This window comes from Nocardiopsis sp. RV163 (assembly GCF_001029525.1).
Taxonomy (GTDB): Bacteria; Actinomycetota; Actinomycetes; order Streptosporangiales; family Streptosporangiaceae; genus Nocardiopsis; species Nocardiopsis dassonvillei.
Map to the genome: position 1 here is coordinate 22,330 of NZ_LEKI01000041.1, position 13,936 is coordinate 36,265.

15 protein-coding genes are annotated in these 13,936 nt (G+C 71.1%); 7 read left to right on the forward strand and 8 right to left on the reverse strand.

The genetic code is table 11. From position 1 onward, the window contains the following. Window positions 1–34: 34 nt before the first annotated feature. The gene (locus ABD54_RS10220; RefSeq protein WP_047869210.1) at window positions 35–682 is read left to right on the forward strand and encodes a TetR/AcrR family transcriptional regulator; all 648 of its coding nucleotides are present in this window, start codon (window positions 35–37) and stop codon (window positions 680–682) included. A gap of 784 nt (window positions 683–1,466) precedes the next feature. On the opposite strand, the gene ABD54_RS10225 is transcribed toward ABD54_RS10220, so the two are convergent. Then, window positions 1,467–1,991: an ATP-binding protein gene (locus ABD54_RS10225; protein ID WP_327136698.1), complete on the reverse strand. Its 525-nt coding sequence runs from the start codon at window positions 1,989–1,991 to the stop codon at window positions 1,467–1,469. A gap of 245 nt (window positions 1,992–2,236) precedes the next feature. Between ABD54_RS10225 and ABD54_RS29495 the strand changes: the two genes are divergently transcribed. Continuing rightward, entirely contained in the window at window positions 2,237–2,365 is a 129-nt protein-coding gene (locus tag ABD54_RS29495) for a helix-turn-helix transcriptional regulator (protein WP_327136699.1), read from the forward strand. Window positions 2,366–2,393: 28 nt separating this feature from the next. Here ABD54_RS29495 and ABD54_RS10230 read toward each other — a convergent pair whose 3' ends face one another. Next, entirely contained in the window at window positions 2,394–3,233 is an 840-nt protein-coding gene (locus ABD54_RS10230) for an IS5 family transposase (protein WP_047869212.1), read from the reverse strand. Window positions 3,234–3,316: 83 nt separating this feature from the next. Continuing rightward, the gene (locus ABD54_RS10235) at window positions 3,317–4,660 is read right to left on the reverse strand and encodes an MFS transporter (RefSeq protein WP_047869223.1); all 1,344 of its coding nucleotides are present in this window, start codon (window positions 4,658–4,660) and stop codon (window positions 3,317–3,319) included. 321 nt (window positions 4,661–4,981) lie between these two features. Here ABD54_RS10235 and ABD54_RS10240 point away from each other — a divergent pair, with 321 nt between their 5' ends. From ABD54_RS10240 to ABD54_RS10260, 5 genes are all read left to right on the forward strand, one after another. Next, complete coding sequence (locus ABD54_RS10240) at window positions 4,982–5,668, forward strand: DUF5753 domain-containing protein (RefSeq protein WP_200904080.1); 687 nt, start codon at window positions 4,982–4,984, stop codon at window positions 5,666–5,668. Continuing rightward, window positions 5,655–5,837, forward strand: coding sequence for a DUF397 domain-containing protein (locus tag ABD54_RS10245; RefSeq protein WP_047869213.1), 183 nt, complete (start codon window positions 5,655–5,657; stop codon window positions 5,835–5,837). The genes ABD54_RS10240 and ABD54_RS10245 overlap by 14 nt, the downstream gene beginning before the upstream one ends. A gap of 115 nt (window positions 5,838–5,952) precedes the next feature. Then, on the forward strand, window positions 5,953–6,513 hold the full coding sequence (locus ABD54_RS10250) for a GNAT family N-acetyltransferase (protein WP_047869225.1): 561 nt from the start codon (window positions 5,953–5,955) through the stop codon (window positions 6,511–6,513). Window positions 6,514–6,677: 164 nt separating this feature from the next. Further along, a complete protein-coding gene (locus tag ABD54_RS10255) occupies window positions 6,678–6,983 on the forward strand; it encodes an EF-hand domain-containing protein (RefSeq protein ID WP_047869214.1) in 306 nt (101 codons plus the stop codon). Between the two features lie 254 nt (window positions 6,984–7,237). Further along, window positions 7,238–8,698: an alpha/beta fold hydrolase gene (locus ABD54_RS10260; RefSeq protein WP_047869215.1), complete on the forward strand. Its 1,461-nt coding sequence runs from the start codon at window positions 7,238–7,240 to the stop codon at window positions 8,696–8,698. An 82-nt stretch (window positions 8,699–8,780) separates the two neighbouring features. On the opposite strand, the gene ptsP is transcribed toward ABD54_RS10260, so the two are convergent. The 5 genes from ptsP to mtlA form a co-directional block, all read right to left on the reverse strand. Next, on the reverse strand, window positions 8,781–10,484 hold the full coding sequence (gene ptsP, locus ABD54_RS10265; RefSeq protein WP_047869216.1) for a phosphoenolpyruvate--protein phosphotransferase: 1,704 nt from the start codon (window positions 10,482–10,484) through the stop codon (window positions 8,781–8,783). Between the two features lie 380 nt (window positions 10,485–10,864). After that, entirely contained in the window at window positions 10,865–11,905 is a 1,041-nt protein-coding gene (locus ABD54_RS10270) for a zinc-dependent dehydrogenase (protein WP_047869217.1), read from the reverse strand. A gap of 65 nt (window positions 11,906–11,970) precedes the next feature. Continuing rightward, complete coding sequence (locus tag ABD54_RS10275; protein ID WP_047869218.1) at window positions 11,971–12,414, reverse strand: PTS sugar transporter subunit IIA; 444 nt, start codon at window positions 12,412–12,414, stop codon at window positions 11,971–11,973. Beyond that, entirely contained in the window at window positions 12,404–12,712 is a 309-nt protein-coding gene (locus ABD54_RS10280; RefSeq protein ID WP_047869219.1) for a PTS lactose transporter subunit IIB, read from the reverse strand. Before ABD54_RS10280 ends, ABD54_RS10275 begins: the two co-directional genes overlap by 11 nt. Beyond that, window positions 12,712–13,818 carry a PTS mannitol transporter subunit IICB gene (gene mtlA / locus ABD54_RS10285; RefSeq protein WP_047869220.1) on the reverse strand — a complete coding sequence of 369 codons (1,107 nt, stop codon included), beginning with the start codon at window positions 13,816–13,818 and terminating at the stop codon, window positions 12,712–12,714. The genes ABD54_RS10280 and mtlA overlap by 1 nt, the downstream gene beginning before the upstream one ends. Between the last annotated feature and the right edge of the window lie 118 nt (window positions 13,819–13,936).

Here is a 13,936-nt window from a genome sequence, read left to right on the forward strand (position 1 = left end):
AGCGGACAGAGCCGACACGCGGGAGGGCACGTCCATGAGCACGACGAGCGCCGAACCGGGGGAGCAGCTCGGGCTGCGCGAGCGCAAGAAGGCCCGGATGCGCGAGTCCCTCATGGAGTCGGCGCTGCGCCTGTTCCACGAGAACGGTTACCAGGGGACGACGACAGAGGAGATCGCCTCGTGCGTCGGGGTCTCCCAGCGCACGTTCTTCCGTTACTTCGGTTCCAAGGAGGACGTGGTCCTGGAGGCGGTCGAGGACCTCGACGAGCAGTTGTTCGCCGCCCTGCTGGCCCGTCCCGCCGAGGAGTCGCCGTTCGCCGCGCTGCGCAACGCGATGCTCGACCACTGGGCCTACCTCGAACGCGAGACGCTCCACCTCCGGGGCAGCGCCATGGGGCTGGTGTCCGAGAGCCCCGAGCTGATCGAGGTCAACATGCGCTACTGCCACCGCAGGCAGGAGCGGTTGGCCCGGGCGCTGGGCGAGCGCACCGGCGTCGATCCGGTCACCGACCCGCGCCCGGGGGTCCTGGCCTCGGTTTTCCTGTCCGTGCTCAACAGCGGCCACCAGGCGTGGTGCGCGTCCGGCTCCAGCGATGTGGAGGAGCTGGTCCAGGCGTTCCTCGAAAGGTTCGACCTGGTGCCCGAGGTGGTCGGCGGCCGTTGGGAGAGCCCCCGGGGCTGAGCGGCCTCATGGCTGAGCGGCTACGCGGCGCCACGGGCCCTCACCTCGGCTCACATGGGGAACCCCAGTCGGACAGGGCGCACCAGACGCGCACCAGGTCCCGGAGTTCGTCGAACTCACCCGGAGGGGAACTGGTCGTGCGGCAGGCCATTGCCGTGGCGGGAGCCGTGGGCGCGGCGGAAGACGGTGCGGCCAGCAGGTCGCCGACCGGAACCCGTGGCAGCGGAGGCATGTAGGGGCGGACCAGCGCGCCCGCCGTGCGGTCGGGGTTCAGGGTGGGGCGCCGCTTGTCGGACGCGGGCCGCGACTCGGGAACAGATCGCTGGCGCGGCGCGGACGCGGGCCTCAGCCCGAAGGCAGGTCGCGGCGCGGACGCGGGCCTCAGCCCGAAGGCAGGCCGCGGCGCGGACGGGGGCCTCGGTGCGTAAGCAGGTCGCGATTCAGGGGCGGGTCGCGGTCGCGGCGCGGGGACGGGCGGAAGCTCGGGACGCGGCGGCGCACTCTCGATGGCCCCGGTCGGGCGTCGCGTGCCGAGCAGGTGTCCCAGCGTCCACGCGAGCGCGGCGGCGCACAGCATCCACATCCGTTCGGCCCATGAGCGGTGACGCCTGCGGTGCCTGCCGATAGGGTTTTCCACGGTCTCCTCCTGGTGTTGTCAGGTGGTGATCACGCCCCGGCCCGGTGCTCGTGACACCGGTTCGGGGCACCTCGCTTTCTGATGCTTTCGCGCGGGTGCCATCGGCCCCGACAGGGCTGCGCTCCCCGCTCCGGTGGCAGTGTTCCCTCAGACCGCGACGGCGTCGTCGGGTTCGGGGACGGGCGCGTGGGGGTCGACGTGCGCCCACACCGTCAGGGGCATGCCGGGCTCGCCGCTCCAGCCCCACTCCACGGACAGGCGGTCCACGAGGTGCAGGCCGCGTCCGCCGACGCGAAGGTCGTCGCTGCGCGGTGACAGACGGGGAAGGCACGCGGGCTGACCGGGGCGCGGCCCGTCGTCGGTGACCGCCAGGTGGATGACCTGCTTCGACAGGTGCCGCATCTGGAGCTTCACCCGGCCACCAGGGGCACCGGAGGCGGTGTGCAGCCAGGCGTTGTTGACCAGTTCACTCACCACCAGCACCGGGGAGAAGGTCCGGTGGACCTGAACCCGAGCGCCCCGCTGGCACCAGCTACGGATCTGAGGCGCCTGGCTCACCTCCGGCCCGAAGAACGCCGTGCGCACCCCGGTCCCGCCACTCCCCCGACGCGGCAAGTCGCTCCCGCCGTCCTCCGCCGCCCGCCTCGGTCGCGGCACGCCAAAGCTGTTCACACTAATCAATGCCTTTCACTTCTCCATCGAGAGCACCCTGCACCCCATGGACAAATTGTCCGAATTCTAAGAATTTGAGAGATATAACGCCGAACGCTCAAATCACCGACGCACAACAACCTTGACCCCGCCAGCGAAGAAGTTTCCATAGATGCCAAATGTTTCTCGCGAACTCTCGCCCCAGATGGCCCTGCCTGGCAGAATCCTCAAAGAGAATCGAATCTGTTTGATTCCCTTGGAGCACCATGCCGCGCAAACCCAACCCTGCGTACCGGAAGTTCGCCACTGAGCTGCGCAAACACCGCAAGGCCAGGTCCTGGACCCAGGAACGGGTGGCTGAGCAGATGAACTGCTCCACCTCGCTCATCTCTTAGAGCTCGCGCGGATAGGACGGCGTATGGATCAGGGGCACCGGGCAGGACGAGAGTCCCACCGGTAGCGCTTCCAGGACTGCCGGACCAGGCGGCGGATGATGATGATCGCGCTGGCCAGCGCCACCCAGGCGTTCTGCACGCACCCTTGCCGGTCGGTCACCCTCGCCAGCGCCGAGAACCCTCTGTTGTGCCATGAGTTGGTCCGCTCGACGACCCATCTACGAGTGTGGTTGATAGGCAGGAATACCCCCTTGGGAGTGATGTTCGGGGTGCAGCCCAGCTCGGAGAGAAGATCCCGGGTCCGAGCCGAGTCATAGCCCGCATCCAGGTGAACCGTAATGACCTCAGGAAGCCTGAATCCGAACACGGCGAGGGTCTCTAGCGTCGGACGCAGGAGCGGAGAGTCGTTCCTGTTGGCCCCGGCCAGCACCCATCCGATCGGAATCCCGCCGCCGTCCACGAGCACCGATCTCTTGAGACCCGATTTGCCGCGGTCGACAGGGCTGCGGCCGGTGTTCTCTCCTCCGCACGGTGCCTTGACGATGCATCCGTCGACCACGAGGTTGTCCAGGTCGAGGCCGACAGCCTGGTCGTAGGCTTCCAGCGCCAGGTGGTGGAGCCGCTCGAACACGCCGGCACGGATCCACTCGTCCCGGCGGGCTCGCATCGTGGTCGCCGAGCAGGTCTCATCGGCGTGCTGCTGGTAGGTACCTCCCAGGACGAGGCGGGCCAGAAGCTTGTCAAAAACGACCCGGTCTGGGATGTGCGGGCGGTGACACCCCAGAGGGTGGTTGATGTTGCGTTCGGGCAGCAGGGCTCGGAACTGTTCCCACAGAGGGTCGGCGATGAAGCCGGGCAGGACGGGCACGTGGTCTTGTGATCGTCGTCGAGAAGAAGGGCGGGGCCGCCGCGCCGTACCCGTCCGGGCGCGGCGCGGCGGCCCCGGTCCTGCTACCCGACGTGCGGCTGCCCCGCCGCGGTGGACGGCGAGCGGGAGATGACCACGGCACCGACGACCAGCCCGATAACGGCGAGCACCGCAGCGACCACGAACGGGTCCCCGGAGTGCAGGGCCGGTGCGAACCCGAGGCCGACGTAGACGGCCACCCCGGCTGCTCCGCCGAGCTGGTCAGATGCTCGCTGGACGCCGGAGGCGATCCCGGCGTCCTCCTCGGTGGTGCCGCTGACTGCGATGTACTGCAGACCCACGAGCCCGAAGCCCATGCCCGCTGCGATCAGTAGCATCCCCGGGAGCAGCCACACCGCTCCACCACCCAGGACGGCCACGAGCGCGACCACGCCCATCGCGCCGGCAGCCGCTGCCAGGCCGACCAGCACGCAGGCGCGTGCGCCCCAGTGTCCCAGCAGCCGAGGCACGAGCACCGAGGCCACGATCAGCGCCACGGCCAGGGGCAGCATCGTCAGGCCTGCCCCCAGAGGCCCGATACCGAGCCTGTCCTGCAGGTAGAACGTGAACAGCAGGAACGAGGTCGACAACGCACCGCTGAGCAGCATCGTCGTCAGGTTCGCCCGCAGCCGGGCCCGATCGGCGAAGAAGGTCAGCGGGACCAGCGGGTTCGGCGACCTCGACTCGACCCGCACGAACCCGGCAGCAGCCAGCACCGCGCACACCAGCGCGACCCCGCTGACCCACAGGCCGGTGGCAGGCTCGCCCGCCTCGACCGCGGCGTAGACGAACAGCAGCGGGCACGCGGTCAGCAGGAGCGAACCGGGAAGGTCCAAGCGGCACCGTCCCCCGGACGCGGGCCGGTCGGCCGGTACCAGGAGCAGCGCGGCCACGATCACGACCAGGATGAAGGGCACCGAGACCAGGAAGACCCAGCGCCAGCCCAGGTGGGCGGTGATGATCCCTGACAGGGCGAACCCGAGAACCAGGCCGCAGCTGGCCACGGCCGCCCACACGCTCAGGGCCCGTGAGCGGCGCGGCCCCTCGGGGAAGAGCAGCACGATGGTCGCCATCGCCGCGGGCAGCGCGACAGCCTCGCCCGCGCCCTGGAGCAGGCGGGCCGCGACCAGGACCGGAAAGGACGGGGCCAGGCCAGCCAGCAGGGAGGCCGCGCCGAAGACGCTCGTGCCGACCAGGAGGGTGCGGCGGCGGCCGAGAAGGTCACCGAGCCGACCGCCGAGCATCAGCAGCCCTCCGCCGGTGATGGTGTAGCCGACCACGACCCAGGTCAGGGAGTGTCCCCCGACGCCGAGGTCCGCGCCGATCGAGGGCAGCGCGATGTTGACCACGGTCACGTCGACCGCGATGAAGAACTGCAGCATCGACATCGCGCACAGCACGAGCCATGCGCGCACAGGGGCGGGACCGATCCCGCATGAAGTGGTGGAAGTGCCTGAAAGCATCAATTGCTCCGTCGCTCTGAAGAGTTTCCGAGCAGCACGAAGGGCCGCTCCGGTCTGATCACGAAGCGGCTGGACGTTCCAGGTGAGGTGTTGCTGTGTGCCGGACGTCCCGCCGCTAGCGGGACGTCCTGGTCACTGCCGCGCAAGCGGCCGAGCTCGAAGCGCCTGACATGCTACAGATGCTAGCAGCGGGGAATATTCGCCCCCGGACCTGTCCCTCCTATCCGCGCGAGCTCTTACTGGGAGTTGGCGATCTACGCCCCTCAGCTCAAGCAGTGCCAGTCCCTGGACCGGATCTTCGAGACCTCCGGGGTCTTCGAGAGGTCATGGAGCAGTTTCAACGGCGAGAGCATCTACCCGGCAGGCGCACAGACTGCTGTGGATTTTGAGCACGCCGCGACCGAGATCCGCGAGTACCACACGGTTCTCGTCCCAGGGCTGGTACAGACCTCCGCCTACGCTCGCGCCACCTACATGGCAATGCAGCCGTTCGCCGATGAGGACGCACTCGATCGGCTGGTGGAGTCGCGGATGAAACGACAGGCCATCCTTGGGGGTGCCGACCGGCCGCTATTGTGGATGGTGTTAGACGAAGGTGTTATCCGACGGGTTCTCGGTAGCAAGGCCACCATGAGGGAGCAACTGGGGCGCCTCCTCAAGTTGTCTGATGAGCGAGTCCTCAAACTCCAGATCGTGCCAGGACGGTGCAAGCTTCCCCCTGGCCTCTCCGGCCCCTTCAAGATCCACGCCTTCCCCGACCGCCCGATGGTCGTCACGGCCGAGTACGTGGTCGATGACCTGATCATCGACGATGTGGAGCAGGTGCGTTACTGCGCCAGCCTCTTCGGGGCCATCCAATCGGAAGCGCTGTCCACCAGCGACAGCTGTGAGCTGGTTCGACAGGTACAGGGAGAACTTGATGAGCAACCGTGAGTGGCGCAAGAGCAGCTACAGCAGCGGGGTGAACAACAACTGTGTAGAGGTCGCGGAAGGGCAGAGCGTGCTGGTCCGCGACACCCAGAACCGCGAACTCGGCCACCTCGCCTTCACCACCCCCGAGTGGACCAGCCTCCTCAACACCCTCAAAGCCCCCACCCGGTAAGCGCCCAAGCCCAGTCCAGTCCAACCCCACGACCGCGACCCGCGGCGGAGCCCGAAGACGCCGCCATGGGATGATCCCGTCCACCATGCGCACGGATCGGCTGTGGAGGCTGGCGATGTTCGCGTTACCCCTGGATACGGACGGCGCGGAACTGCGCCCGCTCGAACCGCGGCACGCCGAGGAGTTCCTGGCCGGCATCGACCGGGGACGCGAGTTCATCGGACGCCACATCGCGCTCCCGGACGTCATCGTGGATTTGGAGTCGAGCCGGACCTACCTGCGCTCGTACGCGGAGAAGGCCGCCACCGGCACCGGAGGCATCTACGGCATCTGGTCGGGTGAGCGGCTGCTCGGCGGGGTCCTCTTCCGCACGATGGACCTCAAGCACGGCACCGCCGAGGCGGGCTGCTGGCTGGAACCGTCGGCCGTGGGGCGAGGGCTGGTGACCAGGGCCGCCCAACGGATCATCGACTGGGCCGTCGAGGAGCGGGGCGTCCACCGCGTGGAGTGGCACGCCTCCTCGGCGAACGAGGCCAGCATCGCCGTCGCCCGGCGGCTCGGCATGACGCGGGAGGGCGTGCTGCGGGAGAGCTACGTCTACCGGGGCGAGCGCCACGACATGGAGGTCTGGTCGGTGCTCGCGCCGGAGTGGCGCGCACGACGCCAGACCTCCTGAAGGCCGGGCCCGGGACGGCTCCGTCTCGGCGCGTCACCCGCCCCCGGCTGGCGCGCGGAGCAGCGAGGCGCGGGCGGCCCGGCGGCCGAGAGAACCGCCCCCGCGCCACCGCGGAGACCGCACCCGGGAACTCCGGCGGCGCAGCGGCCCCTCCCGGTGGGACGATGGGCACACGTACCGCCGACGGTCACAACCCGGCCGACCCCGCGAACGAGGAAGAGCGCACCACCATGCCCGAGAAGTTTCTGCCCAGCACCATGACCGAGCGGGAAGCCAGCGACCTGTTCACCCGGCTCGACACGGACAAGGACGGCTCCATCGACATCCACGAGTGGCTGGCGTACGCCGAGCGGGATCTGGGGCTCGACCGGATGAGCGCGCTGCACGCCTTCGCCCTCGACGTCGACACCGACCACGACCTGCTCATCAGCCGGGACGAGTTCGTCCGGGTCGGCACGCGGGGGGCCTGAGGTCCCCGGACGCCCGGTGCCGTCCCCGCGTACCGGGTGCGCGCGGGCCCCGGGCCGGGCAGCACCCGACGAGGGCCGGTGCGGGGCGGCGGCCGAAGCACGTCGGGCCCGGTCCGCCCCCGCCACGGCAGGCACGGCGGGTCGTCCGTTCGGACGAGGCGCGTGCGGAGCGGTCGTCAGTAGCGTGCGGAGGGTTCGCACCGTTCGACCACGGACGGTGGACCCGTACAGAACCGTGTGATGGGAGAACCTCCGTGCCCCTTGCCCGAAGCGCCGCGCTGGCCGCGACCTCCGGACTGCTGCTCACCGCCGTGGCCACCCCCGTATCGGCGGCCCCCGGCTCGGAACCGGAGTGGCGGCCGTGCTCCGACGTCGCCCGGGGGTGGGACGAGAACGACGACCGCACCCTGTGCGCCACCGTTCCGGTGCCCCTGGACTACGGGGATCCCGACGGGCGCAAGATCGACATAGCGGTGACCCGTGTGCCCGCCGCCGAGGAGAGCGCCTATCCCATCCTGTTCAACCCCGGAGGCCCGGGGCATCCGGGCGTGACCACGCCCGGGCGCATCCTCGGCAGCGAGGCCGCGGACCTGGCTCTGAACCACGACCTCGTGGGATTCGATCCGCGCGGCGTGGGCTACAGCGACGCCGTGGAGTGCGGTCTGGAGGCCACCGCCCCCGACCCCGGCCTGAGCGACGAGGAGAGCGCACGGCACGTCGCCGGGGAGCAGAGCCGGATCAACCGCGAATGCCACGCCCGGGACCCCGAGTTCGTGGACTCGCTGACCGCGGAGAACGTGGCCCGGGACATGGATCTGATCCGCGAGGCGCTGGGCGCGGAGACGATCGGTTTCTACGGAGTGTCCTGGGGAACCCTGCTCGGCGCCGCCTACAGGTCGATGTACGACGACCGGGTCGAGGCCATGCTCCTGGACTCGGTGGTCTCACCCGAGGCCAGTGTCACCGTGTTGGACGAGGGGCAGGCGATGGCCGTCCAGGCCGCGTTCCACCGCTTCACCGACTGGATGGCCGAGCACGACGACCACTACGGGCTCGGCACAGACGCCGACCGCATCCGGGAGGAGGTGTACGGACTGCGGGAGGAGCTGACTGAGGAGCCCCGCACAGGACCCGACGGCGCGGTCGTCGACGGCGACGCCGTGACCGCGCTGCTGGCCACCCCCGAACGCGAATGGTCCTCCAGCGCCCGCTCCCTCGTCACGCTCCTCGACGGGGGCGTGCCCGAGCCCGGGGTCGCCCGCGGACCGGTCTCCGGCGCCGGTTGGGACTCCGAACCCGTCTTCGACGCCTTCGCGCAGGTGTCGCTGCTCTGCAACGACTCCGACAGCCCGCGCGACTTCGGGGAAGTGTGGCAGAACCGGTTGGAGCGGGCCGAACGGTACCCCGTCATGGGCACCATGGGCTTCTACGAGCACTCCTGCGTCGGGTGGCCCGAGGAGGGTGCGGCTCCCGACCTGAACCGCGGGGACAGCCCGCTGCAACTGGTGGGCCACGTCAACGAGATGATCACCCCGCACGACTGGGCGCTGGACATGAGGCGGGTCGTCGGCGGAGAGGTCATGAGCGTGGAGGACGACGGGCACGGAACCCTCTCCGGTCTGGACTGCGCCGAGGCGGCCGTCGACTTCTTCGACACCGGGCGGACCACCACGCGGACGTGTCCGGGACCGCCCGCGCCGACCCCCGAGGGCTGAGGACGGGCTCGCCCGCGGCCGTGCGCCCTCCCCTGTCCCGGATGCGGGGGAGGGGAGGGCGCACGGCGTGCCCGGGCGGGCGTCAGCGGTCGGCGGCCTCCGGGTGGGCGGCGGCCCTGACCGCCTCGCGCGCCTGTTCGGCGCTGGAGGCGGCGACCGCCAGGTCGGCCAGTTCGCGGCAGTCGCTGCGGGTGTGCAGGGCCAGCGCGTGGCGCACGGCGGGCAGCGCGGGCGCGGACATCGACAGGCTGGTCGCGCCCAGCCCCACCAGCACCAGGGCCAGCAGCGGGTCGGCGGCGGCCTCGCCGCACACGCCCACCGGGCGTTCCGAGCGCTCTCCCGCGCCGCCGACGGTGCCCACCAGTTGGAGCAGCGCGGGCTGCCAGGGGTCGAGCAGGTCGGGCAGCGCGCCGAGGGTCCGGTCGGTGGCCATGGTGTACTGCGCCAGGTCGTTGGTGCCGATCGAGACGAAGTCCACCCGGGACAGCAGCCGGTCGGCGAGCAGCGCCGCGCCGGGCACCTCGATCATCACGCCGACCTGGTCGAGCCCTGCCTCGCGGGCGAGGGAGACGAACTCCTCCGCCTCGTCGGGCGTGGACACCATCGGCGCCATGACCCGGACCTTGGCGGAGGTCTCCCGGGTGGCGGCGGCGATGGCCGTGAGCTGGTCGGTGATCAGGTGGGGGTGCACCCGCGAGGTGCGGAACCCCCGTACGCCGAGCGCGGGGTTGTCCTCGTGTCCGGTCGCGGCGAAGGCCAGGGGCTTGTCCGAACCGGCGTCCAGGGTCCGCACCGTGACCGTGCGTCCGGCGAACGCCTCGAACAGGGCCGTGTAGGAGGCGGTCTGCTCCTCGACGGTGGGCGGGTCCGAGCGCTCCAGGAAGAGGAACTCGGTGCGCAGCAGCCCCACGCCCTCGCTGTCGTGGGCGCCGGCCTTCCGCGGGTCGCCCTCGCCGACGTTGAGCAGCAGCGAGACCGGGACGTCGTCGGCGGTCCGGCCGGGACCGGTGGCCCGGGCCAGCAGCGCGCGCCGCCGCTCGGTGCGCTCGCGCATCCGCTCGGCGAGCTCCTCGTCGGGCTCGACCTCGACGGTTCCGGCGTCGCCGTCCACCGCCACCGGGGTCGCGTCGCGCAGTTCGGCGGCCCCCGCGCAGCCGACCACGGCCGGGATGCCGAGCGACCGGGCCAGGATGACCGTGTGGCTGGTGGGTCCGCCGTAACGCGTGACGATGGCGAGCACGCGCTCGACGTCGAGCTGGACGGTGTCGGCGGGCGCGAGGTCGTCGGCGACCAGCACGTGCGCGACACCGGGGTCGGGCAGCCCGGGCATCGGCAGCCCCAGCAGCACGGCGGTGGCGCGGTCCCGGATGTCGGCGAGGTCGGCGGCGCGTTCGGCGAGGTAGCCGCCCGCCGCCTGGAGCAGCTCCTGGTAGGCGCCGCAGGCCGCGTGGACGGCCCAGGCCGCGGGGTCACCGGCCTCGGTGCGCTCGGCGGCGCGGCGGGCGAGCTCGGGGTCGCGGGCCATGAGCGCCTGGGCGCTCAGCACGGCCGCCGCGTCGCCCTGGAGGTCGGCGGCCCGGCCTTCGAGCAGGACGGCCACCTCTTCCAGGGCCTGTCGCGCCCGCGCGGCCTCCTCTCCCGCGTCCACGACGGCGGGCCGCTGGTCGGGCAGGGACGGCGGCGGGGCCATCCGCGCCACCGGGCCGACTGCGGCCCCCGGGCTGGCGGGGATACCCGTCAGCCGGGTGTCACCGGCTGCGGCGGGGAGGGGTTCGGTCTTCGCCATGGTCGCTCCGTACGTCGGGAAGGGCCGGGGGTGGTGTGGACGGGGCCCGTCAGGGTCCTTGCCCCGCCGGAGCGCCCCTCCCCGGACGCGGGGAGCGCGGGCGCCGCCGTGCCGACGGTGCGCGGACCGCGGGTCGCGGTGGGAGGTCGGCTGTGCGGGGCGGTGGAGATGACGGGCGGGTCGCGTGTCCGGCAGAAGTCTTGTGTGTCCAGGAAACCGCGGGGAGGCCGGCGGCGGTAGCCCCTGTGGACAACCCAGGAGGGCGGGGCGCGACAGCGCCCGCACGTCGTGGGAAGCCGCCGGGCCCCGGGCGGGCGGTACCGTCGCCGCACCGGGGCGGCGACGGTACCGCCTTCGCGCACGCGCGCTGCGGCCGGGCGCTACGGCTGGATGGTCACCTTGATCGCGGTGCCCGAGGCCACCGTCTCGATGGCCTTGTGCACGTCGGTCAGGGACATCCGCTCGGTGATCAGGTCGGCCACCGGCACGGCGCCGGAGGAGATCAGCTCCAGGGCGCGGCGGTTGTGCTCGGGGCTGGAGCCGTTGGCGCCGAAGATCGAGATCTCCCGGTAGTGCACGGCGTTGGAGTCCAGCTGGATGATCGGCGCGTCCTTGGGCAGGCCGCCGAAGAAGCTGATCCGGCCGCTGCGCGAGACCATGCGCAGCGCGTCCTCCTGGGCGCGCCCGGAGGCGGCGGCGGTGATGACGACGTCGGCGCCCCGGCCGTCGGTGAGGCGGAGCACCTCCTCCACGGCGTCGGTCTCGCCGCCGCAGACCGAGGCGTCGGGCTGGACGATGTCGGCGGACATGTCCAGGCGGCCCCGGTTGATGTCCACCAGGTAGACCTTCGCGGCGCCGCGCGCGCGGGCCAGCCGGACGTGCAGGCAGCCGATCGGACCGGCGCCCATGACCACGACCGTGTCGCCCTCGCCGACTCCGGCGATCTCCTGGCCGTTGAGCACGCACGCCAGCGGCTCGGCGACGGAGGCCTCGGCCAGGTCGATGTTGTCGGGGACGCGGTTGACCCCGTCCACGGCCAGGACCGACTCGGGGATGATCATGTACTCGGCGAAGCCGCCGTCGTAGTGGTAACCCATGGACTCCTGGCGCGAGCACACGGTGTGCCGGCCGTCGGAGCACTCCACGCAGGTGCCGCAGGGGATGGCGGCGATGACCTGGACGCGGTCGCCCTCGGCCCAGCCGGTGACACCCTCGCCCACCTCGACGATCCGCCCGGCGATCTCGTGGCCGATCACGCGGGGCGGACGGATGTGGTGGTGTCCGTGCCGGGAGATCTTCACGTCGGTGCCGCACGTGGAGCAGTTGGCGACGGCGATCTTGAGCTGTCCGGGTCCGGCGGTCGGCTCGGGGGCCTGCTCCAGTCGGATGTCACCGGGGGCGTAGAAGCGGGCGACGAGCATGTTCGGGCCTTTCTGCTGGGCCCGCCGGCCCTGGGTCAGGGGACCGGCGGGTGGTTCGGTTGGGCTCAGCCGTCCTGTAGGGGGCCGAGCAGTTCGAGGACGTCGGACGTGGTGCCGGCGGAGCGCAGGCGCGCCGCCTTCTCCGGGTCGGTGAGGATCCCCGCCAGCGAGGAGAGCACGCCCAGGTGCTCGTCCCCGGAGGCGGCGATGCCGATGGCCACGTGGACGGTGGGACCGCCCCAGTCGACCCCGCCGGGGAACTGGACCACGGCCAGCGCGGTGCGCTTGACCAGGGCCCGTGAGGCGTCCGTGCCGTGCGGGATGGCCACGCCCTCACCGACGAAGGTGGGGATGGACGCCTCCCGCTCGTGCATGGCGGGCACGTAGCCGGGTTCGACGGCGCCCAGTTCGACGAGCAGTGCGCCGCACTGGTCGATGGCGTCGGCCCGGTCGGCGGCCTCGCGGCCCAGCCGGACGGCGTCCTCGGTCAGCGCCAGATCAGTCGGCAAGGGTGCTCCCGTTCTTCACAGCCTGCTCCAGGCGGGTGAACGCCGGGTCTCCCAGGAACATCTGGAAGCTGATCACGACGGTTCCGGGGACGCGGGCCCGGGCCCGGTCGACCAGCCCGGTGTGGCACAGGACCACGTCGGCGCCCTCGGGGATCCGGTCCACCGGGGAGTGCTCGACGGACACGCCGTACGGGGACAGGGTCTTGCTCAGCTGCGAGGTGAGCAGGACACTGCTGCCCATGCCCGCGTCGCAGGCGACGACGACCTTCTTGATGTCGGAGCCCTCGATAGTGCTCATCAGCTGTTCTCCTGGTTCTGAGCGGCTTCCTGCTTGGCCTTCTCCTCGCGCTCGGCCTTGCGCTCGGACCGGCCGAAGCCGAGCAGGAGCGAGGCGATGACGAAGGAGACGATGGTGGCGGCGACGACCCCGGCGAGGACCTGCAGGTGTCCTCCCTGCGGGGTGACCGCCATGATCGCGATGATGCTGCCGGGGGAGGCGGCGGAGACGAGGCCGGCGTCCATGATCATGAAGGTCGCGACACCGGACATGCCGCCGCCGATGGCGGCGAGGATCAGCTTGGGCTGGGCGAGGATGTACGGGAAGTAGATCTCGTGGATCCCGCCGAAGAAGTGGATGACGGCGGCGCCGGGCGCGGTGGCGCGGCTGACCTTGGAGCCGAAGAACATCAGGGCGAGCAGGATGCCCAGGCCCGGTCCGGGGTTCGACTCGATGAGGAACTCGATGGCCTTGCCGTCGGCGACCGCGCGGGCCGTGCCCAGCGGGGTGAAGACGCCGTGGTTGATGGCGTTGTTGAGGAACAGCACCTTGGCGGGCTCGACGATGACCGAGACCAGCGGCAGCAGGCTCAGGTCGATGAGGAACTGCACGCCCTTGCCGAGGCCGGTGGCGATTCCCTCGACGATCGGGCCGACGGCGTAGACGCCCACGGCCGCCAGGATCGCGGCGAGGATGCCGGCGCTGAAGTTGTTGACCAGCATCTCGAAGCCGGCCTTGATGCGCGGCTGGACGACCCGGTCGAACTGCTTCATGAGGTAGGCCGCGAACGGGCCCATGAACATCGCGCCGAGGAACATGGGGATGTCCGCGGAGACGATCACGCCCATGGTCGCGGCCGCGCCGACGACGCCGCCTCGCCTGTCGTGCACCAGCGCGCCGCCGGTGTAGGCGATCAGCAGCGGCAGCAGGTACTTGATCATCGGGTCGACGAGCCCGGCCATCTGCTCGTTGGGCCACCACCCGTCCGGAATGAACAGGGCGGTGATCAGGCCCCAGGCGATGAACGCGCCGATGTTGGGCATCACCATGCTCGACAGGAACCCTCCGAAGCGCTGTACTCCGGAGCGCACCGCGGTGAGTCTGTCCGTGCTCTGCTGTGTGGTCATGGGGGACCTCCTGGGAGGTGCGACGGGCGGGAAACCCGCCGATGAGGTGGGGAGGGGAAAGGGTGTCGGTGTTGATGTGGTTGGAAGCGGGGCGATCCGGGGCGGGGCGCTTCGGAGG